Raw genomic sequence first — 24693 nt, 5'->3', positions numbered from 1 at the left:
TGTTTTGACACGTTACTACTCCTCGATGCTACCACCAGCAGCTTCGATTGCTAGCTTAGCGCCTTTAGTCACTTTGATACCTTTAAAGGTATAAGCCTTAGTGACTTCGCCTGACAACATAATACGGGCACGCTTCATGTCGTGACGGATTAGGTTAGCAGCTTTAAGTGTTTCAAGGCTAACCACATCGCCATCAATTTTATTCAGTTCAGAAAGACGTACTTCAGCCGTCTTCATTGCCATTTTACTGGTAAAACCAAATTTCGGTAGACGACGATATAAAGGCATTTGACCACCTTCAAATCCTGAGCGTATGCTAGAACCTGAACGAGATTTCTGACCTTTTACACCACGACCACCAGTCTTACCAAGACCTGAACCGATACCACGACCACGACGTTGGGCAGTTTTCTTTGCGCCAACACCTGGTGATAATTCATTTAATCTAAGACCCATTACGCTTCCTCCACTTTTACCATGTAGTTAACGCGATTGACCATACCACGGGTTGAAGGTGTATCTTCTACTTCAACAGTATGATTAATACGGCGTAAACCCAATCCTTTCAAGCTCGCTTTGTGGCTCTTTAGGCGATGGGCACCCGATTTAAATTGAGTGACTTTCATTTTTTTCATCGTAACTCACCTAGTCTAAGTTAACCCAAGATTTCGTCTACAGATTTACCACGTTTTGCTGCCATCTTCTCTGGAGTTGACATATCACGTAAACCGTTAAACGTTGCGCGAACAACGTTAGCAGTATTGGTAGAACCATAACATTTAGTCAAAACATCTTTGACACCAGCAACTTCTAATACAGCACGCATTGCGCCACCAGCGATTACGCCAGTACCTTCAGATGCAGGTTGCATATAAACTTTACTAGCACCATGACGTGCTTTGATCGGATGATACAAAGTTGCATCATTAAGCTCAACAGTAATCATATTACGTTTGGCAGCTTCTAGTGCTTTTTGGATAGCCGCTGGCACTTCACGTGCTTTACCGCGACCAAAACCAACACGACCATTGCCATCGCCCACTACAGTCAATGCAGTGAAAGAGAAAATACGACCACCTTTAACAACTTTTGCAACGCGATCAACGGTAACTAAGCGTTCTACTAGACCGTCAGTCTGTTCATTTTTATCATTTTTATCATTTCTAGCCATGATTAAAACTCCAATCCGTTTTCGCGAGCTGCTTCTGCTAAAGCTTTAACTCGACCATGATATTTAAAACCACTACGGTCAAAGGCAACTTTAGTGATACCAGCTGCTTTTGCGCGTTCTGCGATCATTTGGCCCACAGACGTTGCTGCATCAGCATTGCCAGTCGCGCCTGAGCGCAAGCTGCCGTCTAAGGTAGATGCCTGAGCAATCACTTCACCACCGGTAGGAGAGATAATCTGGGCATAAATATGTTTTGGCGTGCGAGTAACCGTTAAGCGATGAACGCCTAAGAAACGGATATGCGCGCGGGTTTTCTTAGCTCGACGCAGACGAGCTGCTTTTTTATCAAACATTTCAACTCACCTTATTTTTTCTTGGCTTCTTTGCGAATCACATGCTCGTCACTATAACGAATACCTTTACCTTTATAAGGCTCAGGTGGGCGGAAACCGCGGATATTAGCCGCTGCTTGACCAAGCTGCTGTTTATTGTTTGATTTCAAAACAATTTCAGTTTGCGTTGGGGTTTCAGCTGACACACCTTCAGGCAACGTATATTCTACTGGATGAGAGTAACCAACGTTCAAAGTTACCTTGTTACCAGCAACTTGTGCGCGATAACCAACACCAATTAACTGAAGACGCTTTTCAAAGCCTTCATTCACGCCTTTAACATAGTTGTTAACAAGAGCGCGCATGGTGCCAGTGTGCATCATGGCTTCTTTTGAATCGACTGTAGGTGAGAAAATGATCGCATCATCTTCCTGTTTCAGCTCGACCAATTCATGCAGGCGTAAAGACAAAATGCCGTTCTTGCCTTTCACTTCGACCTGCCGATCGTTCAAAGTAACACTTACGCCGTTTGGCAGTGTCACTGGGGCTTTAGCCACACGAGACATAGGAATATTCCTTAAAAAATTAACTTCTTTATATTAGCGAAAAAACTAACAGGCTAAAAAGCGTGTTAGTTTAGCATAGTTGACTGCGTTAGACACCTATCAATTTGAAATAATTCATTATTACTCAATCAATAGAAGTCTAACAACCATCAAATAGACTTTATCGTCGTGTAGCTTACGCTACAAATGCGACGATTTCACCACCGATACCAGCAGCGCGTGCAGCACGATCACTCATGATACCTTGGCTAGTTGATACGATAGCAACACCCATACCTTGCTTAACAGTAGGGATAGCGTCTTTACCGCGGAACTGGCGCAAACCAGGACGGCTAAAACGTTGAATCGTTTCGATGACAGCGCGGCCTTCGAAGTATTTCAATTCGATAGATAGGGTTGCTTTATTGTTTGCTTCTTCAGTAACAACAGCGCTCGCCACATAACCTTCGCTAACTAGCAAATCAGCTATTGATTTACGTAATTTAGAGCTCGGCATTGCTACCGATACTTTGTTAGCCATTTGTGCGTTACGAATACGGGTTAGCATATCCCCAACGGTATCTTGCATACTCATATAGTTACCCCTTACCAGCTTGCTTTACGAACACCAGGCACATCGCCTTGCATGACACGCTCACGCAGCATATTGCGTGATAAGCCAAACTTGCGGAAGTAACCGTGAGGACGACCGGTGATAGCACAACGATTGCGCAGACGTACTGGCGATGAATTGCGTGGAAGAGCTTGTAGCTCTAGCATCGCTTCCATACGAGTTTCGTCACTTGCAGTCATATCACTGATAGTTTCTTTTAGCTTGATACGCTTATCAGCGTACTTAGCAACCATTTTTTCGCGCTTTAATTCGCGGTTAATCATGCTCTTCTTTGCCATAACGTCTTTACCTTATTTAAATGGGAAGCCGAATGCTTTAAGCAACGCGCGACCTTCTTCATCAGATTGAGCTGACGTGGTGATTGTCACATCCATACCGCGGATACGATCAATCTTGTCAAAATCTACTTCTGGGAATACGATCTGTTCTTTGATACCCAATGAGTAGTTACCACGTCCGTCAAAGGCTTTAGGTGAAAAACCGCGGAAATCACGAATACGAGGAATTGCAATGGCAATGAGACGATCTAAAAATTCGTACATTTGCTCACCGCGTAGCGTTACTTTGCAGCCAATTGGCCATTCTTCACGAATTTTAAAGCCAGCAACTGATTTACGCGCTTTGGTGACGACAGGTTTTTGACCAGCGATAGCGGTCATGTCAGCTACTGCACCTTCAAGCAATTTCTTGTCTTGAGACGCGCCGCCTACACCCATGTTAAGTGTGATTTTAGTGATTTTAGGCACTTGCATCACATTAGCCAAACCAAGCTCTTCTTTGATTTGCTGCTTTAATTCTTCGTTATATAAAGATTTTAATCTTGCCATTACCATTACACCCTTAGTGTCTTACGCAGTCGCCACTACTTCACCGTTCGAACGATAGACGCGTTGTTTCTTGCCGTCTTCGCCGAACTGATAAGTAATACGATCAGCTTTTTGGGTTTGCGCATTTAATATTGCGACATTTGAGATATGTAGAAAAGCTTCTTTCTTAAGAATGCCACCTTCAACGCCAGTTGCCTGATTCGGCTTCTGATGTTTAGTGACAATATTAATGCCTTCAACTTTAATACGATCATTTTTTACAGCTTGTACAGTACCTTGCTTGCCTTTGTCTTTCCCAGCAATCACGATAACTGTATCGCCTTTACGTAATTTTGACATGGATTACCTCACAATACTTCTGGTGCTAGTGATACAATTTTCATAAACTGATCACCACGTAGTTCACGAGTTACCGGTCCAAAAATACGAGTTGCAATCGGTGCTTTATTTTGGTTCAACAATACCGCAGCATTGTCGTCAAAACGCAGAACAGAACCATCAGGACGACGAACGCCTTTTTTGGTGCGTACAACTACAGCATTCATCACGTCGCCTTTTTTAACACGACCGCGAGGAATGGCTTCTTTAACCGTTACTTTAATAATGTCGCCAACTGATGCATAACGACGATGAGAGCCACCCAGTACTTTAATGCACTGAACTCGTCTTGCACCGCTATTATCTGCAACTTCCAGCATCGATTCAACCTGAATCATAGCGTTACTCCACACGTATGAGCAATAAAAACCAGTTGCTGCCGCTAGCACAGTATGAGTAGTCGGCATTTTAATAATAATAACCGCTGCTACTCTTAATGTGAGTGATATACGCTCGGCGCAATCAGCATCCTTAAAAAGGCGGCTATTTTAACAGCTTCTGGCTTTTAATGCAATTTACTTAGATTTTTTCTACTTTTTCAACCACTTCAACCAAAGTCCAAGACTTGGTTTTAGAGATTGGACGCGTTTCTTTGATGCGGACAAGGTCGCCTTGTTGGCAAACATTATTCTCATCATGGGCTTTGATTTTTGTAGAACGACGAAGCTGCTTGCCATACAAAGGATGACGAACCAGACGCTCAATCAAAACTGTGATGGACTTGTCCATCTTGTCACTGACAACTCGTCCTGTCAATACGCTAGCATTAGCTGTTTGATTGTTATCGCTCATGAGTCGCCTCGTTGTTTCTCGTTAATCAAAGTCTGAAGCTGAGCAATCGCACGACGATTAACACGTACTTCATGGGTATTACCCAACTGACCAGTTGCTTTAGCCATACGAATACGGAAAGCATCAAGTTGCTTTTCATCAAGTAACTGAGTCAGTTCTTCTAATGATTTATCACGTAATTCACTGATCTTCATTACATTATCGTCCGCTTAACAATGGTAGTTTTAAAGGGCAGTTTTGCTGCAGCAAGCGTGAACGCTTCGCGAGCAAGTTCTTCTGAAACCCCTTCGAGTTCATATAGCACTTTACCAGGTTTGATTTCGCATACCCAATATTCTACAGGACCTTTACCTTTACCCATACGTACTTCTAGTGGTTTATTGGTAATTGGTTTGTCTGGGAATACACGAATCCAAATCTTACCACCACGCTTAATTTTACGAGTGATGGTACGACGTGCTGCTTCAATTTGACGGGCAGTCATACGACCACGAGTCAACGATTTTAGACCAATTTGTCCGAATGCAACGGTGCTTCCACGATGAGCTAGCCCAGTGTTACGACCTTTGTGCATTTTACGAAACTTGGTACGTTTTGGCTGTAACATAGTTTAACCTCTGTCTGTGTTTCGACGGTTTCCGTTTCCACGACCACGGCGTTTTGGCGCACGAGTCTGCTCTTCTTTAACGGGATTGTATACACTGTTCATACCGTCAAGGATTTCGCCACGGAAGATCCAAACTTTTACACCGATGGTGCCGTAAGTAGTTTCCGCACGTACTGACGAATAGTCGATATCAGCGCGTAGTGTATGCAATGGCACACGACCTTCACGGTACCATTCAGTACGAGCAATCTCAGCACCGCCAAGACGGCCAGACAGCTCAACTTTAATACCTTTAGCACCAGAACGCATGCTGTTCTGTACGGCGCGCTTCATAGCACGGCGGAACATAACACGACGCTCAAGCTGACTTGCGATACCTTCCGCTACTAGATGAGCATCAAGATCAGGCGAGGTGATTTCTTCAATGTTGACCTGAGCAGGTACGCCCATAATTTTGGTCAATTCTTTTTGAAGTCTTTCGATGTCTTCGCCTTTCTTACCGATAACGATACCAGGACGCGCAGTGGCGATGGTAATCTTAGCAGCACCGGTAGGACGCTCAATCATGATTTTGCTAATCATAGCACTATCAAGCTTTTTGCGCAGATATTCACGAACTTGAATGTCGTTGATTAGGTATTCTGAGTATTGTTTAGGGTTAGCATACCAGTTTGCGTTATGCTTCTTTACAACACCAAGACGAATTCCGATTGGATGTACTTTTTGACCCATAACTTATTCTCCTACCTTTATAGTGATGTGACAGGTACGCTTACTGATACGATCAGCGCGACCTTTAGCACGTGGTAGGATACGTTTTAGCGTAATGCCTTCATCAACGTAGATGGTTGATACTTTAAGGGTATCAATATCTAGACCGTTGTTGTGTTCGGCATTGGCGATGGCTGAGTTAAGACATTTCTTAACAAATACAGCGCCTTTTTTATTACTATACGTTAGGATATCCAAAGCACGCTCGATAGATTTGCCACGAACTTCATCGGCAACGAGTCTAACTTTTTGTGCCGATATGGCGGCACCGCGTAATTTTGCAGTTACTTCCATGGTAAGCACCTTATCTCTTAGCTTTTTTGTCAATGCCATGACCACGATACGTACGAGTCGGGGCAAATTCACCTAGTTTATGACCAACCATCTGTTCACTCACGATAACCGGTACATGAGTACGGCCATTGTGAACAGACAAGGTTAAGCCAACCATTTGTGGTAGGATCATCGAGCGGCGCGACCAAGTCTTAATTGGCTTGCGTGAGTTGGTGTCTAATGCATTCTCAACTTTGGCAAACAAATGCGCGTCTATGAATGGACCTTTTTTCAATGAACGAGGCATGAAATTCTTCCTTTATTTCTTCTTGGCGCGACGGCGGATGATCATATTGTCAGTACGCTTATTACTACGCGTTTTAAGTCCTTTAGACTTCTGACCCCAAGGGCTGGTTGGATGGCGACCTTTATTACGACCTTCACCACCACCATGTGGGTGATCAACCGGGTTCATAGCAACACCACGAACAGAAGGACGAACACCACGCCAACGTGAAGCACCGGCTTTACCAAGTGATTTCAAGTTGTTTTCAGTGTTAGAAACTTCACCAATAACGGCACGGCAGTTCACGTGTACACGGCGAGTTTCGCCAGAGCGCATACGTAGAATAGCATAAATACCTTCACGACCTAACAACTGAACGCTAGCACCCGCAGAACGAGCCATCTGTGCGCCTTTACCGATTTTAAGTTCGATATTATGGATCACAGTACCCAATGGGATGTTTTTTAGCGGTAAACAGTTACCTGGACGAATTGGTGATAGCTCACCTGACATTACTGTATCGCCAACTGCTTGTTTTTTAGCAGCAATGATATAGCGACGTTCGCCATCAGCGTACTTAAGTAAAGCAATGTGCGCAGTACGGTTAGGATCGTATTCAATACGCTCTACCGTGGCTGGGATATTGTCTTTAGTACGTTTGAAATCGATAATACGATAATGCTGCTTATGACCACCGCCAATATGACGAGTCGTTATGCGACCATTATTGTTACGACCACCAGTTTTACTTTTTGATTCGAGAAGCGCTGCAAACGGACGACCTTTATAAAGGTGTGGATGCACCACTTTTTCAACAAAACGACGGCCTGGTGATGTTGGCTTTGCTTTTACGATAGGCATGAGTGTAATCCTTATTCGTTGTTCGCTGTTTCACTAGTAGAAGCAGTCGTATTCGCGACCTCTTCACCAGCATCAGCCATTTGTACATCTTGACCAGCTTTTAAGGTAACGTAGGCTTTTTTGTAGTCATTACGACGGCCGATACTTTTACCAAAACGCTTTGTCTTACCTTTAACATTCAAAGTGTTTACTTTTAAAACTTCAACACCTTCAAACATCATCTCAACCGCTTTTTTGACTTCAAGCTTAGTAGCGTTAGAGTCAATTTTAAATACCTGCACACCAAGTGAGTCGCCAAGCATTTGAGATTTCTCTGAGAATACAGGTCCTCTTAGGATCTGATAAAGTCTTGCGTTATTCATGCTAGTGCTTCCTCAAATTGTTTCGCAGCTTCGACTGTCATGATCACTTTATCAAAAGCGATCAAGCTCACTGGATCCACTTCACTTGTATCAAGTACATTGACATGTGGGATGTTGCGAGCAGCTAAGTATAAGTTTTCGTCAACTTCTTTAGTGACGATTAATGCACGTGATGCATTTAACTCACCTAACTTTGCAATCAACTCTTTAGTCTTAGGTCCAGAAACGCTTAGTTCTTCGACCAAAATCAAACGCTCTTGGCGAATCAATTCGGCTAAGATACACTGCATAGCACCGCGATACATTTTACGGTTGACTTTCTGTGACCAATCTTGTGGTTTAGCCGCGAATGCACGACCACCCCCACGCCAGATTGGGCTACGAATAGAACCTGCACGAGCGCGACCAGTACCTTTTTGGCGCCATGGCTTAATGCCACCACCAGAAACTTCGGCACGGGTTTTTTGAGCGCGTGTACCTTGACGAGCACCAGCAAGATATGCGGTGACGACTTGATGCACTAGTGCTTCGTTGAATTCACGACCGAAAGCCGTATCAGAAAGCTCAACTGCCGCCCCTGTAACTGTTTTTAAATCCACGTTAATCCCCTTGCTTAGGCTTTGACTGACGGACGTACGATGACATCGCCACCGGTGGCACCTGGGATAGCACCCTTGATGACAAGTAACCCTTTTTCAACATCAACCGATATCACTTCTAGGCCCTGAACGGTAACGCGTTTGTTACCCATCTGACCTGGCATTTTTTTGCCTTTGAAGACTTTACCTGGTGACTGGTTTTGACCAGTTGAACCAATGGCACGGTGAGATACTGAGTTACCATGAGTGGCATCTTGCATGCTGAAGTTGTGACGCTTCACGCCGCCTTGAAAGCCTTTACCTTTACTGTTACCTGTGACATCAACCATCTGACCTTGTTCGAACAAGTCAGCTAGGATCTCACCACCAATTTCACGACCTTCAAGATCGCTATCATTGGCACGAAATTCCCAAACACCACGACCAGCGGCAACGCCAGCTTTAGCGAAGTGACCTTTTTGAGCTGCTGCTACGCGGCTGTCACGACGGGTACCTGTGGTAACTTGGATGGCTTGATAGCCATCTACATCAGTATTTTTTACTTGAGTAATGCGATTAGCACTGATCTCAACCACTGTTACAGGGATAGATGCGCCTGCTTCAGTGAAGACACGGGTCATGCCGCATTTTTTACCGACTAAACCGATCGCCATTTTAGACCTCTTTATATCTTATATTAATGGGTTGGGTGTTTATGTGCATTAACCCAAAGCAATTTGAACGTCAACACCCGCCGCCAAGTCAAGCTTCATTAGCGCATCCACAGTTTTGTCGGTAGGTTGAACGATGTCAACCATACGCTTATGAGTACGGATTTCGTACTGATCACGAGCGTCTTTGTTTACGTGTGGTGAAGTTAGAACGTTGAAGCGCTCAATGCGAGTCGGCAACGGTACAGGACCACAAACTTGCGCACCGGTGCGCTTTGCAGTATCAACAATCTCTTGTGCAGATTGATCAATCAGACGATGATCAAAAGACTTAAGACGGATACGGATTCTCTGGTTAGCCATGCCAGCAAGCTCCTAATATGTGCTTTTGTCATTTTTGCTTTGCAAAGATATGATCAAAAGCCGTTTGGTTAAATATTCACTTAAAGCGGCCTTCTGTTCTTAACCAGAATGAGTTCTTTATCCGAACTTGTAGCGTGCCAAAAGCAAAATAGTTTAAAGCCCCGCCGACCCTTCCATTATAGGATGTCAGCAAAGGCATAATGAAATAGTGCTAGAAACGATGCTCTAGCTGTCATAGCGCCCGCTGTTTGATTGGCGGCGCATATATAATTCAGTGGTGTATATTATACATAGTATTTCAGTCATTGCAAGGGTAATATCTGTAGCGACTTATGATATTACCCTTTATAAACAGTAATATGTAAACAACCGTATCTGTGCTTAATAATCACGCTTATATGAATTGGTAACTATGCACTGTTAATCTAAAACTATGAAACATCAATCCAAAACAATGTCATATTGCTCTTGAGTATAGAGATTTTCGACATCAAAGGTAATCACTCTACCAAGTAAATACTCTAAATCTGCCACCGTGTCTGACTCTGAAGTGAGAAGTAAATCAATCACTGCAGCATGGGCAACGACCGTAAATTTCTTGGGAGAGTTATAAGTACGAGCACAACGCATGATTTCACGGAATATCTCAAAGCACACTGTCTCAGCCGTTTTAACAAAGCCGCGTCCTTGACAGGTCGAGCATGGCTCACATAGCTGCTGTCCGAGCGACTCACGCGTACGTTTACGCGTCATCTCTACTAACCCAAGCTCACTGACCTGAGTAATCTTAGTTTTGGCATAGTCTTGTACTAGCTGTGATTGCAGACTCTCTAACACATCATCTTTATGCTGCTGTTCAAGCATGTCAATAAAGTCTAGGATGATAATACCGCCTAGATTACGCAAACGCAGCTGACGGGCGATTGCATGAGTTGCCTCAAGATTGGTTTTATAAACCGTATCTTCTAACGAACGCCCGCCTACGAATGATCCTGTATTGACATCGATTGTGGTCATCGCTTCTGTTTGGTCGATAATGAGATAGCCACCTGATTTTAAATCTACGCGGCGTTTTAAAGCATCACGCAAATCATCTTCGACACGATGGACATCAAACAAGGATGGCTCAGCGGTATAATGGACAATGCGGTCATAGACAAAAGGTACAAACTCTTTGGCAAAGGATCTGACTTGTTCGTAAATTTGTGCATTATCAATGATGACTTTCTCGGTATCCGCGTGTACCAAATCACGGATAGAACGCAGCGGTAATGATAGCTCTTGATAAATAAGCTCAGAACTTTGATGTTGTTTCATCTCTTGGCGACGCGCGCAGATGGTACGCCACAGTTGCAATAGATAATAAATGTCTTCTTCAAGCTTATCGACAGGGACACGTTCAGCAGCGGTACGAGCGATGAGACCGCCTTTTAGATTGACCGTTTGCATCAGGCTACTAAGCTCAGTCTTCAAACGAGTGCGCTCTTCTTCGCCATCAATGCGCTGAGAGATACCAATGTGTTCGCTTGAGGGCAGATACACCAAATAGCGAGATGGCAAGGATATATTGGTGGTCAAGCGAGCGCCTTTACTGCCCAACTGATCTTTGGTCACTTGCACTAAAATACGTTGGCTTTCATGCAAGCGATGTTGAATCAACGTTTTAGAAACAGGGATGACTTCGGTATTTTGTATACTAATCACCGGTGGCGTGACAGCCAAGTTATCAGTACCATTTTCTACCACAGCATCTTCTATATTGCTATCCGAGTTTTTATCGCTATTGTCAGCCGCTTTACTTTTATTTTCTGCTACTGGACGCGGCTCACGCTGCATATCATTGACATGTAAAAATGCTGTCCGCGACTGCCCGATATCAACGAATGCTGCCTGCATACCAGGTAAAACGCGTACGACTGTACCCAGATAGATATTGCCGACCAGACCCAATTTATGATGACGTTCAATATAAATTTCGCCCAAGATGCCATTGTCTAAGACTGCGACACGGGATTCCATTGGACTAATATTAATCAGCAGCTCTTCGGACATAATGTTTTTCTCTTATCTCTCAGCTTTCTTGTTAGACGTTCATCGTCTATTATCTTTATAGTGTAACAAATGCAGCTGGCTCTCGCCCATTACTCTCGCGTGTTATTATGTGCAGCAGGTTAGAGTGACAACCAATCTCTGAGAGACAAATAATCTCCATCAGGGTCTGTCTCGTATTTTACTTGACACTAATATCTGTGACGTTTTTAATTAACGCCAGCGTTTGTGGAAGTGGTAAACCCACGACATTGGTATAGCTACCATTGATACGGCTGACCCAAATAGCACCCAAACCTTGTATACCATAACCACCCGCTTTATCAGCAGGCTCACCACTTTCCCAATAGTTACTCATCATCTCCGCAGTGAGCGCTATAAAGGTCACTTCGGTACGCTCAGTGATTCGTTGCTGATTAATGATTTGAAATACTGGCTCATGAGTTGAGCTGTTAGCCACTTTAGAAGATAATGATATATAAGTTGCTTGAACCGCTGTCCATACTTCATGGACATTATCAGACATCCGTTGCCACATGCTATAAGCGTGCTCACGATCGACTGGCTTGACCAGCACTGTTTGACCATCTGCCAGCACACCGATGGTATCAGACGTTAAAATGATAAGTGAGTCAGAAAAACAGCTTTTATCCGTTTTCAAGCGTGATGCTAGTTGCTGTATGGCAGCCTCAGCTTTAGTGGCGACCATGCGCTCGATATAGTCTGTGGGTGACTCATCATCATGCTTTGTTTCATCAACATCTACACTCAATGTGCTAAATTCTAGTTGTGCTCTTTCTAACAGCTCACGACGGCGCGGCGAACCAGAAGCTAAAATAATATCCATCGCTACTCTCTTTATATCTGAATTTATCTGCCTACTACCGAAAACTGCTGCCTTTTAGTGCATTAACATTAGTTAGTCAGGATTAATAAACACCAGCGCTAAAATCTTATTGGTTGTCAGCAGAATTTTTCTTATGACGCAAATTTACGCAAAGCCAGTAGTACCAATGGCCAGCTGATGATACTCATCAACAGTGATAAGGCAGATTGTGCGACAAAGACATTCTGGATAAACATCTGCAATATCCATAAACATAATTGAAAAACAACCAATCCTAAGCTCGCTAATAACCATGCACTGATGGTATTTAGTTGCCTAATATAAATACTGGTTATTTTTATGAAGAAGGCGACTGCCACGGCGGCAAACGCTTGCTGTCCCAAATGGGTATCCATGAGTAAGTCAGCAATGAGACCGATGGTAAATGCTGTAAAAATACCAACATAGCGTGGCTGAAATAACAACCAAAAAATCAGCACCATGATCATGACCATAGGGCGTAAGGTAGCCATACTAGGACTTAACGGATATACATTGAGCGATGACGCAATAACAAAACTTAGAATGATGGTAGCAATCAGTAGTACCGTTGCATTCTCAGAATCAGGATACGACATGGGTACTTACCTTAACGAATGTATTGATGGCTGCTGTTAAAGCATGAGTGGGTATTGATGGGATAAAAACCATGGCTAAAAATGTATCGACAAAAAGACCAGTTAATAAATAGATGCCAGCCATTATCTTATTGGTACTTACGTATTGAGCACCTAACTTCTTAACGGTCATTGAGAGTCATATTATTTTTATTCACCAGCTTATCTTGCAGGACTAATACATACGCATTATCGATAAAGTTCGCCGCTGGGGTCACTTCTATACTTCTAAAGTTATCGGCTTGAGTATCTTTAATATGGGCGATACGCCCGACACGATACCCTGCTGGAATACGCCCACCCAATCCTGATGACACCAGCTCATCACCCACACGCACGTCTGAGGTTTTGAATACATAGTCAAGGCTTAATGAGGTTGGTATACCTTGCCCTGTCACGATAGCGCGTTGACCTGTACGCTTGACTGTAACTGCAACCGATTGCTGTTCATCAGTAATCAATAGTAGGCGACTGGTATTGGGATAGACATTAATAATCTGCCCTAAAATACCGTCTTCATCAATCACTGTCTGTCCAACTTGAACCCCGTCTTGAACGCCTTTATTGAGCACCACGATTTGTCTGAGTAAGTTGGTGTCTGTACCAATTACCTGTGCCAAATTAAGATCAAATTGTTCAGGCTTGGTTGTTGATAAAATACCTTGCAGGCGCGCATTTTGTGCCAAAATATAATCTTGCTGCTGTAACTTGGCTTGCGCATGGATAAGCTGAGACTTCAATTGCATGTTTTCGCGGCGCAGCGCTTCTTTAGACTGTAAGCTGCCACCTGCCCAATGCTTGGCATAACTCGGTAACAGTGACAGCTCATAAATAGGCTGCATAGCGGCATGACTGGTACTACGTACTGGATTAAACCATTCTGAATTTTTGCTATCGAACCACATCAGTATTAGAGCTGCTATTAATACAATGGCAGTCTTACGAAGTGCTAACGGCTGGCGCGCAAAAATACTTGGGGTCATAAGTCGTCTAACTCAGGAGTTATAAAATAAGCAGTAGCCAGTACTGGGTTCTAGTTAATGAATGCAATTAAAGGCAGCGCAACTGGCTACCTTTAATTTTATACTGTTTTAACCCACTATTTTTACGCAAGCTATCATCAAGCACGACGAAGATGATTTATCAATACCGCAGTGCTTAACTAAAGCAATCTAAACAAAAATCATGTTCAAGCTTTTGTTATTGATAAAGTCAAGCGCAATACCACCGCCGCGGCTAACACAAGTCAATGGATCTTCAGCAACGGTCACAGGTAGACCTGTCTCTCTTGAAATTAATTTGTCCAAATCACGTAACAGCGCACCGCCGCCCGTCAAAACAATACCACGCTCTGCGATGTCTGATGACAGCTCAGGTGGCGTCTGCTCAAGTGCCGCTTTTACCGCGCTAACGATACCGCTCAGCGGATCACTCAGGGCTTTTTGTACTTCTTCTGAATTAACAGTAAAGGTTTTTGGCACGCCTTCTGCCATGCTACGACCGCGAACTTCGACTTCTAGCTGACTGTCTTCATTCAAAGCAGAGCCAACTTCGTGCTTAATACGCTCAGCTGTCGTCTCACCAATCACACAACCATGGGTACGGCGCACGTGGGTGATAATCGCGTCATCAAACATATCGCCACCGATACGAATCGACTCAGCATAAACGCAACCAGATAACGCGATAACGGCAATCTCCGTCGTGCCGCCACCAATATCAACCACCATCGAACCGCTGGCCTCATGAACTGGCAAGCCAGCACCGATGGCAGCTGCCATTGGCTCTTCTAACAATAGTACTTTACTCGCACCTGCCGAAGATACCGCTTCACGAATCGCTTTACGCTCAACCAGAGTAGACTTACAAGGCACACAAACCACCACGTTAGGCTGCGCCATAAAACGCTTGGCTTTTACCTTCGTGATGAAATGCTTGAGCATTTTTTGCGTCACTTCAAAGTCAGCAATCACGCCGTCTTTTAATGGGCGAATCGCTGTAATGTTAGCAGGTGTACGACCAAGCATCTGCTTGGCATCAATACCAACAGCCGCAACGGTAGGGTTTTGGGTACGATTACTTCGTAACGCAACCACCGTAGGCTCGTCAAGTACGACGCCTTTATTAGGAATAAAAATGAGAGTGTTCGCAGTACCGAGGTCGATAGCGATATTATTTGATAAAAATCCAAACAGGTTCATGACTAATATTTCCAGCGTATTACAAATGAGGCGAATGAGGCGAATGAGATTGACTGAGGCGTTACTCGTCAGCGTTGAGCAGGTCGTCGTTAGACATTACTTATGGCGAAATTTGAACCTCGCAACAAGTCAAACCTAAGCAATAATGATGCAATGGAAAAACTGAGCTAAATTATACCGATTTGGCTCAAAAAAAACACAGATATTTGCATCAGTAAGTCAGGATTTCGGTCTTAAACGCTAAAAGTTGTTACAAAGTTTAAAATAGCAGTAAATACCATTCGACTTAATGAAACATCATTTAATTCAATAACTAACAAGGCTCTACAGGCAAATGATAATTTTGCTTAGCAGCACAGGTGCATACTGTAACGTATTTCAGAACGTAATGGGTAAGCAATTGAGAATCAATCGTGAATTATACGGTCAATTTTGCAAATCACGCCATCTTGGTTGATATTGTGCATCAATCAAGCGTCATGCTCTGTAAACTTAAGCCAGATGCTTTATAATAAAGCCACTATATATACATCTTAAGATAAACCCCTTGTTTTAGTTTGTGTTAATAATTATCTATATCTAATGCTTGCCTATTTTAGCCGCATTCTACTCTAACAAAAACTGTCCTTCACTGGAGAAACTATGTCACAGCAACCAGCAACGTCTGACAGCAACGTCAGCCGTGAAGAAATCCTAGAAGTTGCCAACCTTGCACGTTTGGGTGTCGATGAAAGCACAGCCGATAGCTATGCCGGCGATATTAGTAAAGTATTAAAACTGATGAATACGTTATCTAACGTGGATACCACAGGCATCAAACCCTTAGCGAATATCCATGAAGCTTGCCAAGAATTGCGGGCTGATGTGGCCAAACACGATATCAACCGCGCGCGCAATCAGTCAGTCGCCCCAGCTGTTGAAAATGGCTTATATTTGGTTCCACAAGTGATTGAATAAGCAGCGCGCTGCTTTAATCGCTACCCTATTTTACTTTATGCTATTCACATTTTGACGGACGACACCTTATGTCAGAACTTCATTTATTAAGTACCCAGCAGCTTATTACGGGCTTGCAAGACAAACAATTTAGCAGCCTTGAGCTGACAGAACACTACATCAAGCGTATAGATGCGCTAGACAATAAGATTAACAGCTTTATCACTCATACTTCTGAGACAGCACGCGCGCAAGCAAAGGCAGCAGACGAGATGCGCGCGCAAGGCGATCAGCGTCCATTACTTGGCGTACCGATGGCGCACAAAGACATCTTTTGTACCCAAGGTGTACTGACGACTTGTGGCTCTAAGATGCTGCATAACTTTGTCTCGCCTTATGACGCTACCATCGTTTCTAATATCGACAAAGCAGGCATGATTAGCTTGGGCAAGCTCAATATGGATGAGTTTGCGATGGGCTCAGACAATAGCAGCTCATACTACGGCACGGTACAGAATCCTTGGAACCTAGAGCGCGTCCCCGGTGGTTCATCAGGTGGTAGTGCTGCCGCCGTTGCCGCAGGTTTTGTCCCAGTCGCAACGGGCAGTGATACTGGTGGCTCTATTCGCCAGCCTGCCTCATTTTGTGGTTTAACCGGTATCAAGCCCACTTATGGTCGCGTCTCTCGCTTTGGGATGATTGCCTATGCCTCAAGTCTGGATCAAGCGGGTAGCATGGGGCGCAGCGCTAAAGATTGTGCCTATCTGCTACAGCCAATGATTGGTCACGATCCACGCGATGCAACGTCCATCAAGTATGATATGCCTGACTACGTACAAGATATCAGCGATGCAGAAGCTGCGGCTGGCGATAAGCCATTTAACGGTCTACGTATTGGTGTTGCCAAAGAATACTTTAGTGCGGGACTAGACGCTGAAGTAGAAACGGCCGTACGTGCTGCTCTGAACAAGTATGAAGAGCTAGGTGCGACGATTGTGGAGGTGAATATCACTGACCCTGAGATTACCCTTGCCACTTACTACATGCTCGCCCCTGCCGAAGCCTCATCAAACCTGTCACGCTTCGATGGCGTACGCTTTGGCTATCGCTGTGAGAATCCAACCGATCTGCTCGATCTATACACGCGTTCACGCTCTGAAGGCTTTGGTCCTGAAGTACAACGCCGTATCTTGACCGGCACTTATGCACTTTCGGCAGGTTACTTTGATGCGTACTATACCAAAGCACAAAAAATCCGCCGCTTAATCGTCAAAGACTTCGATGAAGCCTTTGCTAGCTGTGATGTGATTGCTAGCCCAACAGCACCAACCGCTGCTTACAAGCTTACTGACAACCTTGATCCTGCGACCATGTACTTGGGTGACGTTTATACCATCGCGGTCAACTTAGCGGGTCTACCTGCGCTTAGCCAGCCAGTTGGTCTAACCTCAGAAGGTTTGCCTATTGGCTTACAATTAATCGGTAAGCATTGGCAAGAGAGCCAATTGCTCACGACTGCTCATTTATTCCAGCAGCATACAGACCATAATCTACAACACTCTGCCATCGCAAAGGAGACGGTATAATGAGTACAGCTACTACTGATAACAATGCCGTGCGCGAGCATGCCGTGCGTAAAGAGCTTTTCGTCGATGGTTATGAAGTGGTCATCGGCATTGAGATTCACTGTCAACTCAATACGGAAAGTAAAATATTCTCAAGTGCGCCGACTGACTTTGGTCATGAGCCAAACAGCCAAGCTAGCATCGTAGACTTAGGTCTGCCTGGCGTATTGCCAGTGCTAAATGCTGGTGTGGTCGATCGTGCCCTAAAATTCGGTATCGGTGTCAACGCTGAGTTAGGTCTATTTAATACGTTTGACCGTAAAAACTACTTCTATCCAGATTTGCCTAAAGGCTATCAAATCACTCAGATGGCAAACCCTATCGTTGGCGAAGGCTATATCGATGTGGTGGTCAATGAAGGGGATAAGAACGAATATCCAAAACGTATGGGTATCACCCGCGCACATTTAGAAGAAGATGCGGGTAAATCAGTTCACGATGCCGTCGATGGTATGACTGGTGTGGATTTGAACCGTGCTGGTACGCCATTAATCGAAATCGTCTCTGAGCCAGACATGCGCTCAGCTCACGAAGCCCTTGCCTATATCAAAGCCATTCATCAGCTGGTCACGTGGCTTGGTATTTCAGACGCAGTGATGGCGGAAGGCTCATTCCGTTGTGATTGTAACGTCTCTATTCGTAAGCCTGGTGCTGAATTGGGTACGCGTACTGAGCTAAAAAACCTCAACTCGTTCCGCTTTATCGAACGCGCCATCAATCGTGAAATCGAGCGTCAAATCGACATCATTGAGGACGGTGGAAAAGTCGTGCAGGCAACGATGCTGTATGATCCAGAGCGCGACGAAACTCGTGTGATGCGTACCAAAGAAGACGCTAACGATTATCGTTACTTCCCTGACCCTGACTTGCTACCTGTGCGTATCGAACAGCATACGGTTGATAGCATTCGTGCAGCAATGCCGGAGCTACCCGTTGCTCGTCGTGCCCGTTTTGAAGAAGCGCTTGGTCTATCAGAATATGATGCTCGCATCCTAACGGGTAGTCGTCAAATTGCTGATTATTTCGAAGCAGTCGTCGAAGAAATTGGGCGAGCAGATGCCAAAATGGCTGGCAACTGGGTGATGGGTGACCTACTCGGTGCGCTAAATAAAGATGATAAAGAAATTACTGACTCCCCTATCAGCGCCAAGCAATTGGCTGGTATGCTAGCCCGAATCAAAGATGACACGCTATCTGGCAAATTGGCGAAGAAAGTCTTTAGCGCTCTATACGAGCGTGAAGGCGGTGATGCTGATGATGCCGCTGACAAAATCATCGAAGAAAAAGGGCTTAAGCAAGAAACCGATACGGGCGCTATTAAAGCCATCGTTGAAGAAGTCATCGCTAAAAATGCAGCCATGGTTGAAGAGTATCGCGGCGGTAAAGAAAAAGCCTTTAACGGTCTGGTCGGTCAAGTCATGAAAGCAAGTCGTGGTAGTGCCAACCCGCAGCAAGTCAACCAAATCCTCAAAGAGCTACTAGGTTAAGGATAATTGCTGATTGGTTTTGCCCATTGGTTATGCTGACTGTGATACGTAAATTAAGGTTATAGAGTTTGACTAAAATAAATAGCCCTTGCAATATGCATAATTTTGCGTAAAATAGTCAGTCATTCGGGGCGTAGCGCAGTCTGGTAGCGCACTACACTGGGGGTGTAGTGGTCGCAGGTTCAAATCCTGCCGTTCCGACCAAACATAGTAGTAAAGAAAAAAGCCAATCATTGTTTTCAATGGTTGGCTTTTTTTTGATTAAAATTTGGGCAATGCCTTACAGTTGTTACTTTTAGTAGGTGTAGGTATGACATTTAAATTACTTTGATGACAAATCTACAGATTACTAGCCCCTGCACAGACATCTTTGTTCAAAACCACTGTTTCTACCAAATTATCCTGATTGTCATAACTAGATAGCTTAACCACAACATTATTAGCAGCTTGGTATTTTGCGCCATAAAAATCATTACAAAGCTCAGTCATACCCGACTCTTGGAAACTAGGCTCCATGTTCTTAAAAGCGAGTGAGCTTGAGTATAGGTCGACATGCCAGCTCATCAAGTGATTTTTACCACCCAATTTAAAATCAGGTTGCTCATTTTTAATCTTTTTATTAAACATATGATCCATTAAGTCAAAAAAAGTAGACGCGGCTTCTAAGTCTACGTAACGGTAGTTTTCATCTACGACCTCAAACTCTTTAAAATACTTATCCATAGCATCAAAAGCACTGGCACTGGCATTGGCATTGGCATTGGTAGCGAATGTAACACCCATCAGAACAGCAGTAACTAGCCATGCTTTCATAATATATTACCTCTCATAACGATCATCTTTATCTATTCAAACAATTCAAACTGTTGCTTGATTTTATTATACATATAATTACTTTTTTCATCAGAACTTGATTTTCCATTACTCTCATTACCAATATGGCCTAGTTTCACAATTTATTTCCTCAATTTTATACTTGATAGCAGCAATACAGTATTTGTCTTCACTCACATACTCCCTACTCTCATAATTACAAGTTTCTTTTTTATTAAATAGAGTGCACCTTCGAACCTTGTCATAGTTTAAGCTGTCATTAACCACCATAACATGATTAATTGCTTACTGAATATCTTGTGAAATATGCTCTTAGGGCAAAGTAGGTTTCTGTGCCATAGTCAAAGTTGCGCCCATAGACGCACAGGCAGTGGACTTATCATGCATGAAATATTTTACAGATGCTTATTTATCATAGATTATCATCTTAGTATTAATAGTAAGGCATTATCGAGCAACAATATTTGGCTTGATACAAGTTATGGATAGAATATCTTGTTATTTTCAGGCATTAGCCGACAAGTGGTCACAACATTAACATAATACGATTGACCATAGACTTTTATAGAGCGAGCCGTTAGGGTAAATGCTACACCTTTACACTGGTTTATCCTATGTCAGAGCCTATCGCTCAGCCCACCTCTACCCGCCCTATAGATGATGCCCCTTGGGAGCGTTACAAGCGACCTTATGTGCGTGATTTGGCTTATGCACTTGCTTGTCCTAACGTATTAACGCAGTGGATAGACTTTGCACCGCAGGAGAACACACATGCGATTTCAGTACATAGCGCCAGATTTTGGCAGGTACAATTTGAAGCGTATAAGCAACGATTAACAGAACTAGATACTACTACTGATTATCAAGAATTGACCCGTTATTTACTCAAGCGTCCAAGTCCCAATCGATTGGGGTTTCATTTTGAAGGGTTAATTTCTTTTTGGTTAGAAGATGGGTTTGCGCGTAAGTTGCATCTATACGAGACAATCGCTAATAACATACAGTTATTTAACGGCAAGCAGACGACTGGTGAGCTGGATTTAATCTTATATAATCATGGAGAAAATCTGGTCGAGCATTGGGAGCTGGCGATTAAGTTTTTTATGGGATCAGCGCCTTTTGCTCCTGAGAACTGGGTTGGCATCAACTCCAATGACAATTTACAGCGTAAAATGACCCATATGCAAACCAAGCAGTTTCGTACCGTATGGGTAGATACCGAAAAGCATGGACAAGTTAAAATTGATAAGCGTTATGGGATAATTAAAGGACGCTTCTTTTTGCCAATCAATACCTGTAATTTTACTTATCCGCCTTGGTTAGCGCCAAGCTTTCCTATACATAAATGGTGCGATAACACCGATATGACTAATCTTGCGACGCTTGATATAAGGGCATTACGAGCTGCCCATTATATCGAATGGTTTACTAGGCGCGACTGCTATGATGGACGACAGCCGCAGGTAGCTTGGTCAAACGACGCAATGCCTATGCCTACGACAGGACTATACTTCGAAGGTCATAGTCCGATCGTCATTTATCCTGAACAGCGCGACAAAACGCATGATAAATTTTAGTAACGTCCACCGCATTATATGCACATCGACGCTTTAGCCATCTGCTTTATTAATGCAATGAATCAAGCTACCAAGCATAGCGTCCATACAAGCTAATCTCACTGCGTTTGGCTTTTTCTGAATCGAGACTGTCGGTCAGCAATTTGATGCCAGCATAACGACTGTCTACAGCAAGACCCAATGCTTGCGTTTGCGGCTCTATCAAGCCCGTCACCGTAATGGGGAAAGCATCGTTGGACGTTTGGTAGCCTGCGGATAATTGATATAAGTCTTGAATGTCATTCACTTGACCATGTAGACCGAGCTGCCATTGACTGTCTAGCTGATGCTGAAGGCTACCTTCCACTCGCCATGGCAATGTCTGTGTGACATCATCAGTGCTAAGCTGCCCTTCAATCGTATAGAGAGGTCTGCCGTTGACGTCATAATCCAATGCATAACGAGTGCTTGGCATGTCTTTCCAGTGCATACGTCCAAGGATATCGTAGCCACTCAGAGACAACTGCGTACTATCAGACAACTGACCTGTGAGCTGCAAATCGAGCGAATAACCATATCCCGAAGGTTTCGCGGGGTTCCAGTCTAGATTTTCCTCCCCTAAAGCCGGTTCATCATAGTAATAATCGATGTAAGCGTTGGTTTTATCCAAACTGTCTCGTATGTCTGTCACCTCATTATTTGGCAACACTCTGGTGCTTAAATCGCCAACTATCTTACCTTCTAATGCATGCAGTCCTTGCCAGAGATTGGCACGAGTAGTCAATTGCCAGTTAGGCATGAGCTGCTGCGTCAGACCAATATTAGCACCGAATCTTTCATTGTGCTTGGCTTCCAAAAATAACGGATAATCTTGACTGGTACTTGAGGGCTGTTTATTTTCATACTGCCAATAAACTTCGGCAGTCTCTTTGCTAAACGTCATTAAATAATCATAACGCCAACCTAGACCGTAGCTAATCGCACTGCCCGCAGGACGAATCTCAAGCGACGTCCGACCTTGGGCATAAGCATGATCACCCGAGTCCAAAGGGGCACTCCAATCGTCTAAAAATGCTGAGATAGGCTGTGTTGGGCTATGAGCCGTTGCCATCACACTCCACTCTATCTGTGCGTCTGATTGTTTGGTCTGACTGTCTAGCAACCCTGTCGCTTGGGGGTAGAAGTAAAAATTCGTATCAGCAGCTGGTATATCTGCACTATCAGCAACCGCAGCGCTGGATATCATCATAGCGGCAATCGCTGGCGTAGTGATTAACTTGGTACGGCTGTATAAATGCGATGCTAAGCTTTTAGGTAAAAAACCATAGAGAATTGAAACGTTATATGGCATAAATTTCTCACGTTTATTAGAGAGCATAAAAAAGAGACAGTAATCTGTCTCTTTTTTTGTTGCTATACCTCAATCGCTACTAACAACGGTTGAGAGTCGATGTGACACATGATTTGATTATAGAATAATTAAACTGTCATCAGTAAATTTGGCAGTAACTTTGCCATCATTATCCATCAAATCACCGTAGTCTTTACCGTTAACCATGATATCGCCAAGCTTACCCATTTTATCTTTGATAAAATCACCATTGGCATCGACATTTAACTTGATCGATGCTTTATTTTGCTCAACGGTAAACTGGGTGCTAACCACATCATAGTTATTATCTAAGCTTGACTTACCTGTTACAAATAGCTTCTTACCCTCTACGCTAGCAGTCAGACCTTGTAGCTCAATAACATTACGAGCAGTACGTTTAAGATTGGCTTGGAAATCAAGTGGAATCGTCGTTGTGCTCTCTTTCGTTACCTTGCCCTTAATCGCCAATACTATTTCCATACCTACGTATTTATTGGCGGCTTCTTCGATATCACCGACTTCATCGATTATGATAAATTTCTTTATATCAGCGTCATTGGCAGTCGCGTTCAGTGTAATCTCTACATCAGTCATCGGTTTTTGCTTGGTCATCTTGCCCGTTATAGCAAACTTATAAGGGATAGTTCTAACCACCAGACTGTTATCTGCTAGCTTTCTGCTGACATCCAGTGCGGCAAATTCAAAATCTTTTGCTTCAATCACGCTATCATTAGCCGTCAACTTCAGGCTGCTTAATTTGATGACCGCCTTTTCTAGTGTGATGCCTTCTCTATTTGCATCATTGATATCAAACTCATCATTGACCACGACTTTATCACTGAATTGACCACTGACTGTTGCGCCTTTAGTATTTGAGCTGAGGGCAACGATATCAGTGCCAGTGCCAATTTTAATACTCTTGAAACCCAAGCTGCCGTTAAAGTTATCTGTACTGGTGTTTGAGCTTAACGCATCTTCAAAGCCATCAAATGCTACCTTAAAACTGTCTTGATTGACGACAACAGATCCGTACAAACCTGTTTGTGGGTTATACACATAATCGTATTCTTCAACATCTACTTTGGTTGTACCATTCAAGGTAAACTTACCGTCAGTACTTAGCGTTGCGACAAAACCATTTTCGGGCGTTAAAGTGATATTGCCTAATGCGACCTCAAATTTTGCATCATTGGCTAATGCTAAGATATCAGCTGCCGTGAGCTGTGACACATCATTCTCTTCCATATAGTATTTTAGATCACTTGGGATATCGAAGGTATAACCAAGTCGCGTATCTTGCTTTTCTGTAAGGATATCACTTACATCTTCGTAAGCATCTGTAACCGCTTTATTGTCACTGACAAATAACTTGGCGGTACGAATCATCTCTTTCGCTTGCTCGATCTCAGACAAACTATTATCGACAGGCGGCTTAACTGGCACATCAGGCGTATTAGTACCATTACCGGAAGAGCTATTATTATTGTCATCACCACAGCCTGCTAACGCTAACGTGCTGGCTAACGCTAATGCGCTCAATTTAAAAAATTTCATAACACAGTCCTTTATAAAGTAATTTTAAAAACTAGAAGCACCAAAATCTTTATCTAATTAAGCAAATAATGCCTTAATTCACAAAAGCGCCTCTTAATTTAGAAAACTTAAGTTTGCTTTAAAAT

At 43.6% G+C, this 24693-nt stretch carries 33 protein-coding genes and 1 tRNA gene; 5 read left to right on the top strand and 29 right to left on the bottom strand.

The window, feature by feature from the left end:
- Nucleotides 1-15: 15 nt before the first annotated feature.
- The 26 genes from rplO to JMW64_RS03375 form a co-directional block, all read right to left on the bottom strand.
- Nucleotides 16-456: a 50S ribosomal protein L15 gene (gene rplO / locus JMW64_RS03500; RefSeq protein WP_045446637.1), complete on the bottom strand. Its 441-nt coding sequence runs from the start codon at nt 454-456 to the stop codon at nt 16-18.
- Entirely contained in the window at nt 456-635 is a 180-nt protein-coding gene (gene rpmD / locus JMW64_RS03495) for a 50S ribosomal protein L30 (RefSeq protein ID WP_010196714.1), read from the bottom strand. The genes rplO and rpmD overlap by 1 nt, the downstream gene beginning before the upstream one ends.
- Before the next feature lie 20 nt (nt 636-655).
- Nucleotides 656-1171: a 30S ribosomal protein S5 gene (gene rpsE / locus JMW64_RS03490; RefSeq protein ID WP_010196711.1), complete on the bottom strand. Its 516-nt coding sequence runs from the start codon at nt 1169-1171 to the stop codon at nt 656-658.
- 2 nt (nt 1172-1173) lie between these two features.
- Nucleotides 1174-1524: a 50S ribosomal protein L18 gene (rplR, locus tag JMW64_RS03485; protein WP_021813381.1), complete on the bottom strand. Its 351-nt coding sequence runs from the start codon at nt 1522-1524 to the stop codon at nt 1174-1176.
- Between the two features lie 11 nt (nt 1525-1535).
- Nucleotides 1536-2069, bottom strand: coding sequence for a 50S ribosomal protein L6 (gene rplF / locus JMW64_RS03480; RefSeq protein ID WP_045446634.1), 534 nt, complete (start codon nt 2067-2069; stop codon nt 1536-1538).
- 175 nt (nt 2070-2244) lie between these two features.
- Nucleotides 2245-2643, bottom strand: coding sequence for a 30S ribosomal protein S8 (gene rpsH / locus JMW64_RS03475; protein WP_045446631.1), 399 nt, complete (start codon nt 2641-2643; stop codon nt 2245-2247).
- Between the two features lie 11 nt (nt 2644-2654).
- The gene (gene rpsN, locus JMW64_RS03470; RefSeq protein WP_021813378.1) at nt 2655-2960 is read right to left on the bottom strand and encodes a 30S ribosomal protein S14; all 306 of its coding nucleotides are present in this window, start codon (nt 2958-2960) and stop codon (nt 2655-2657) included.
- A gap of 12 nt (nt 2961-2972) precedes the next feature.
- Nucleotides 2973-3509 carry a 50S ribosomal protein L5 gene (gene rplE / locus JMW64_RS03465; protein WP_011512858.1) on the bottom strand — a complete coding sequence of 179 codons (537 nt, stop codon included), beginning with the start codon at nt 3507-3509 and terminating at the stop codon, nt 2973-2975.
- Between the two features lie 21 nt (nt 3510-3530).
- Nucleotides 3531-3848, bottom strand: a complete 318-nt coding sequence (gene rplX, locus JMW64_RS03460) for a 50S ribosomal protein L24 (protein WP_045446626.1) — start codon at nt 3846-3848, stop codon at nt 3531-3533.
- An 8-nt stretch (nt 3849-3856) separates the two neighbouring features.
- Nucleotides 3857-4225 carry a 50S ribosomal protein L14 gene (gene rplN, locus JMW64_RS03455; RefSeq protein ID WP_010196702.1) on the bottom strand — a complete coding sequence of 123 codons (369 nt, stop codon included), beginning with the start codon at nt 4223-4225 and terminating at the stop codon, nt 3857-3859.
- Nucleotides 4226-4406: 181 nt separating this feature from the next.
- A complete protein-coding gene (gene rpsQ / locus JMW64_RS03450; protein ID WP_045446623.1) occupies nt 4407-4679 on the bottom strand; it encodes a 30S ribosomal protein S17 in 273 nt (90 codons plus the stop codon).
- Entirely contained in the window at nt 4676-4873 is a 198-nt protein-coding gene (gene rpmC, locus JMW64_RS03445) for a 50S ribosomal protein L29 (protein WP_011279794.1), read from the bottom strand. Before rpmC ends, rpsQ begins: the two co-directional genes overlap by 4 nt.
- A complete protein-coding gene (gene rplP / locus JMW64_RS03440) occupies nt 4873-5286 on the bottom strand; it encodes a 50S ribosomal protein L16 (protein ID WP_055125273.1) in 414 nt (137 codons plus the stop codon). The genes rpmC and rplP overlap by 1 nt, the downstream gene beginning before the upstream one ends.
- Nucleotides 5287-5289: 3 nt before the next feature.
- Nucleotides 5290-6018 (bottom strand): 30S ribosomal protein S3, encoded by a 729-nt coding sequence (gene rpsC / locus JMW64_RS03435; protein WP_045446618.1) that lies wholly within the window; start codon nt 6016-6018, stop codon nt 5290-5292.
- A 3-nt stretch (nt 6019-6021) separates the two neighbouring features.
- Nucleotides 6022-6351, bottom strand: coding sequence for a 50S ribosomal protein L22 (rplV, locus tag JMW64_RS03430; RefSeq protein ID WP_045446615.1), 330 nt, complete (start codon nt 6349-6351; stop codon nt 6022-6024).
- A gap of 10 nt (nt 6352-6361) precedes the next feature.
- Entirely contained in the window at nt 6362-6637 is a 276-nt protein-coding gene (gene rpsS / locus JMW64_RS03425) for a 30S ribosomal protein S19 (RefSeq protein WP_010196682.1), read from the bottom strand.
- Nucleotides 6638-6649: 12 nt separating this feature from the next.
- On the bottom strand, nt 6650-7477 hold the full coding sequence (gene rplB / locus JMW64_RS03420) for a 50S ribosomal protein L2 (RefSeq protein WP_055125272.1): 828 nt from the start codon (nt 7475-7477) through the stop codon (nt 6650-6652).
- 11 nt (nt 7478-7488) lie between these two features.
- Nucleotides 7489-7839 (bottom strand): 50S ribosomal protein L23, encoded by a 351-nt coding sequence (rplW, locus tag JMW64_RS03415; protein ID WP_010196677.1) that lies wholly within the window; start codon nt 7837-7839, stop codon nt 7489-7491.
- The gene (rplD, locus tag JMW64_RS03410) at nt 7836-8438 is read right to left on the bottom strand and encodes a 50S ribosomal protein L4 (RefSeq protein WP_045446611.1); all 603 of its coding nucleotides are present in this window, start codon (nt 8436-8438) and stop codon (nt 7836-7838) included. Before rplD ends, rplW begins: the two co-directional genes overlap by 4 nt.
- Nucleotides 8439-8452: 14 nt before the next feature.
- Nucleotides 8453-9091: a 50S ribosomal protein L3 gene (gene rplC, locus JMW64_RS03405; protein WP_055125271.1), complete on the bottom strand. Its 639-nt coding sequence runs from the start codon at nt 9089-9091 to the stop codon at nt 8453-8455.
- Nucleotides 9092-9139: 48 nt separating this feature from the next.
- Entirely contained in the window at nt 9140-9451 is a 312-nt protein-coding gene (gene rpsJ, locus JMW64_RS03400) for a 30S ribosomal protein S10 (protein ID WP_010196670.1), read from the bottom strand.
- A gap of 441 nt (nt 9452-9892) precedes the next feature.
- Nucleotides 9893-11503, bottom strand: a complete 1611-nt coding sequence (locus tag JMW64_RS03395; RefSeq protein ID WP_201553294.1) for an Rne/Rng family ribonuclease — start codon at nt 11501-11503, stop codon at nt 9893-9895.
- Nucleotides 11504-11681: 178 nt separating this feature from the next.
- The gene (locus JMW64_RS03390) at nt 11682-12347 is read right to left on the bottom strand and encodes a Maf family protein (protein ID WP_201553290.1); all 666 of its coding nucleotides are present in this window, start codon (nt 12345-12347) and stop codon (nt 11682-11684) included.
- Between the two features lie 131 nt (nt 12348-12478).
- A complete protein-coding gene (gene mreD, locus JMW64_RS03385) occupies nt 12479-12964 on the bottom strand; it encodes a rod shape-determining protein MreD (RefSeq protein WP_045446600.1) in 486 nt (161 codons plus the stop codon).
- A 161-nt stretch (nt 12965-13125) separates the two neighbouring features.
- Nucleotides 13126-13986: a rod shape-determining protein MreC gene (gene mreC / locus JMW64_RS03380; protein ID WP_087814671.1), complete on the bottom strand. Its 861-nt coding sequence runs from the start codon at nt 13984-13986 to the stop codon at nt 13126-13128.
- A 189-nt stretch (nt 13987-14175) separates the two neighbouring features.
- Entirely contained in the window at nt 14176-15213 is a 1038-nt protein-coding gene (locus JMW64_RS03375; RefSeq protein WP_055125266.1) for a rod shape-determining protein, read from the bottom strand.
- A 633-nt stretch (nt 15214-15846) separates the two neighbouring features.
- On the opposite strand from JMW64_RS03375, the gene gatC reads away from it, so the two are divergent.
- The 4 genes from gatC to JMW64_RS03355 all read left to right on the top strand — a co-directional run bounded on the left by gatC (nt 15847) and on the right by JMW64_RS03355 (nt 19456).
- Nucleotides 15847-16161 (top strand): Asp-tRNA(Asn)/Glu-tRNA(Gln) amidotransferase subunit GatC, encoded by a 315-nt coding sequence (gatC, locus tag JMW64_RS03370; protein WP_201553288.1) that lies wholly within the window; start codon nt 15847-15849, stop codon nt 16159-16161.
- A 68-nt stretch (nt 16162-16229) separates the two neighbouring features.
- Nucleotides 16230-17726 (top strand): Asp-tRNA(Asn)/Glu-tRNA(Gln) amidotransferase subunit GatA, encoded by a 1497-nt coding sequence (gatA, locus tag JMW64_RS03365; protein ID WP_201553285.1) that lies wholly within the window; start codon nt 16230-16232, stop codon nt 17724-17726.
- A complete protein-coding gene (gatB, locus tag JMW64_RS03360; protein WP_201553282.1) occupies nt 17726-19252 on the top strand; it encodes an Asp-tRNA(Asn)/Glu-tRNA(Gln) amidotransferase subunit GatB in 1527 nt (508 codons plus the stop codon). The genes gatA and gatB overlap by 1 nt, the downstream gene beginning before the upstream one ends.
- Before the next feature lie 127 nt (nt 19253-19379).
- Nucleotides 19380-19456: transfer RNA gene (locus JMW64_RS03355), tRNA-Pro, on the top strand.
- A 135-nt stretch (nt 19457-19591) separates the two neighbouring features.
- Here JMW64_RS03355 and JMW64_RS03350 read toward each other — a convergent pair.
- Entirely contained in the window at nt 19592-20065 is a 474-nt protein-coding gene (locus tag JMW64_RS03350; protein ID WP_201540385.1) for a hypothetical protein, read from the bottom strand.
- Between the two features lie 635 nt (nt 20066-20700).
- Here JMW64_RS03350 and JMW64_RS03345 point away from each other — a divergent pair.
- A complete protein-coding gene (locus tag JMW64_RS03345; protein WP_201553279.1) occupies nt 20701-21663 on the top strand; it encodes a DUF1853 family protein in 963 nt (320 codons plus the stop codon).
- A gap of 67 nt (nt 21664-21730) precedes the next feature.
- On the opposite strand, the gene JMW64_RS03340 is transcribed toward JMW64_RS03345, so the two are convergent.
- Together JMW64_RS03340 and JMW64_RS03335 are read right to left on the bottom strand one after the other, a co-directional pair.
- Nucleotides 21731-22993 carry a DUF5723 family protein gene (locus JMW64_RS03340; protein WP_157908401.1) on the bottom strand — a complete coding sequence of 421 codons (1263 nt, stop codon included), beginning with the start codon at nt 22991-22993 and terminating at the stop codon, nt 21731-21733.
- 117 nt (nt 22994-23110) lie between these two features.
- Complete coding sequence (locus JMW64_RS03335) at nt 23111-24568, bottom strand: hypothetical protein (RefSeq protein WP_201553276.1); 1458 nt, start codon at nt 24566-24568, stop codon at nt 23111-23113.
- Nucleotides 24569-24693: the final 125 nt, after the last annotated feature.

The sequence above is a fragment of the Psychrobacter immobilis genome (assembly GCF_904846065.1).
GTDB lineage: Bacteria > Pseudomonadota > Gammaproteobacteria > Pseudomonadales > Moraxellaceae > Psychrobacter > Psychrobacter immobilis_H.
This window is presented reverse-complemented; position numbering and strand designations above follow the sequence as displayed.

What these genes read in the sequence shown, in the direction of transcription:
- rplO (WP_045446637.1), bottom strand. Translation starts at nt 456, where the DNA reads ATGGGTCTTAGATTAAATGAATTATCACCAGGTGTTGGCGCAAAGAAA.
- rpmD (WP_010196714.1), bottom strand. Translation starts at nt 635, where the DNA reads ATGAAAAAAATGAAAGTCACTCAATTTAAATCGGGTGCCCATCGCCTA.
- rpsE (WP_010196711.1), bottom strand. Translation starts at nt 1,171, where the DNA reads ATGGCTAGAAATGATAAAAATGATAAAAATGAACAGACTGACGGTCTA.
- rplR (WP_021813381.1), bottom strand. Translation starts at nt 1,524, where the DNA reads ATGTTTGATAAAAAAGCAGCTCGTCTGCGTCGAGCTAAGAAAACCCGC.
- rplF (WP_045446634.1), bottom strand. Translation starts at nt 2,069, where the DNA reads ATGTCTCGTGTGGCTAAAGCCCCAGTGACACTGCCAAACGGCGTAAGT.
- rpsH (WP_045446631.1), bottom strand. Translation starts at nt 2,643, where the DNA reads ATGAGTATGCAAGATACCGTTGGGGATATGCTAACCCGTATTCGTAAC.
- rpsN (WP_021813378.1), bottom strand. Translation starts at nt 2,960, where the DNA reads ATGGCAAAGAAGAGCATGATTAACCGCGAATTAAAGCGCGAAAAAATG.
- rplE (WP_011512858.1), bottom strand. Translation starts at nt 3,509, where the DNA reads ATGGCAAGATTAAAATCTTTATATAACGAAGAATTAAAGCAGCAAATC.
- rplX (WP_045446626.1), bottom strand. Translation starts at nt 3,848, where the DNA reads ATGTCAAAATTACGTAAAGGCGATACAGTTATCGTGATTGCTGGGAAA.
- rplN (WP_010196702.1), bottom strand. Translation starts at nt 4,225, where the DNA reads ATGATTCAGGTTGAATCGATGCTGGAAGTTGCAGATAATAGCGGTGCA.
- rpsQ (WP_045446623.1), bottom strand. Translation starts at nt 4,679, where the DNA reads ATGAGCGATAACAATCAAACAGCTAATGCTAGCGTATTGACAGGACGA.
- rpmC (WP_011279794.1), bottom strand. Translation starts at nt 4,873, where the DNA reads ATGAAGATCAGTGAATTACGTGATAAATCATTAGAAGAACTGACTCAG.
- rplP (WP_055125273.1), bottom strand. Translation starts at nt 5,286, where the DNA reads ATGTTACAGCCAAAACGTACCAAGTTTCGTAAAATGCACAAAGGTCGT.
- rpsC (WP_045446618.1), bottom strand. Translation starts at nt 6,018, where the DNA reads ATGGGTCAAAAAGTACATCCAATCGGAATTCGTCTTGGTGTTGTAAAG.
- rplV (WP_045446615.1), bottom strand. Translation starts at nt 6,351, where the DNA reads ATGGAAGTAACTGCAAAATTACGCGGTGCCGCCATATCGGCACAAAAA.
- rpsS (WP_010196682.1), bottom strand. Translation starts at nt 6,637, where the DNA reads ATGCCTCGTTCATTGAAAAAAGGTCCATTCATAGACGCGCATTTGTTT.
- rplB (WP_055125272.1), bottom strand. Translation starts at nt 7,477, where the DNA reads ATGCCTATCGTAAAAGCAAAGCCAACATCACCAGGCCGTCGTTTTGTT.
- rplW (WP_010196677.1), bottom strand. Translation starts at nt 7,839, where the DNA reads ATGAATAACGCAAGACTTTATCAGATCCTAAGAGGACCTGTATTCTCA.
- rplC (WP_055125271.1), bottom strand. Translation starts at nt 9,091, where the DNA reads ATGGCGATCGGTTTAGTCGGTAAAAAATGCGGCATGACCCGTGTCTTC.
- rpsJ (WP_010196670.1), bottom strand. Translation starts at nt 9,451, where the DNA reads ATGGCTAACCAGAGAATCCGTATCCGTCTTAAGTCTTTTGATCATCGT.
- JMW64_RS03395 (WP_201553294.1), bottom strand. Translation starts at nt 11,503, where the DNA reads ATGTCCGAAGAGCTGCTGATTAATATTAGTCCAATGGAATCCCGTGTC.
- JMW64_RS03390 (WP_201553290.1), bottom strand. Translation starts at nt 12,347, where the DNA reads ATGGATATTATTTTAGCTTCTGGTTCGCCGCGCCGTCGTGAGCTGTTA.
- mreD (WP_045446600.1), bottom strand. Translation starts at nt 12,964, where the DNA reads ATGTCGTATCCTGATTCTGAGAATGCAACGGTACTACTGATTGCTACC.
- mreC (WP_087814671.1), bottom strand. Translation starts at nt 13,986, where the DNA reads ATGACCCCAAGTATTTTTGCGCGCCAGCCGTTAGCACTTCGTAAGACT.
- gatC (WP_201553288.1), top strand. Translation starts at nt 15,847, where the DNA reads ATGTCACAGCAACCAGCAACGTCTGACAGCAACGTCAGCCGTGAAGAA.
- gatA (WP_201553285.1), top strand. Translation starts at nt 16,230, where the DNA reads ATGTCAGAACTTCATTTATTAAGTACCCAGCAGCTTATTACGGGCTTG.
- gatB (WP_201553282.1), top strand. Translation starts at nt 17,726, where the DNA reads ATGAGTACAGCTACTACTGATAACAATGCCGTGCGCGAGCATGCCGTG.
- JMW64_RS03350 (WP_201540385.1), bottom strand. Translation starts at nt 20,065, where the DNA reads ATGAAAGCATGGCTAGTTACTGCTGTTCTGATGGGTGTTACATTCGCT.
- JMW64_RS03345 (WP_201553279.1), top strand. Translation starts at nt 20,701, where the DNA reads ATGTCAGAGCCTATCGCTCAGCCCACCTCTACCCGCCCTATAGATGAT.
- JMW64_RS03340 (WP_157908401.1), bottom strand. Translation starts at nt 22,993, where the DNA reads ATGCCATATAACGTTTCAATTCTCTATGGTTTTTTACCTAAAAGCTTA.
- JMW64_RS03335 (WP_201553276.1), bottom strand. Translation starts at nt 24,568, where the DNA reads ATGAAATTTTTTAAATTGAGCGCATTAGCGTTAGCCAGCACGTTAGCG.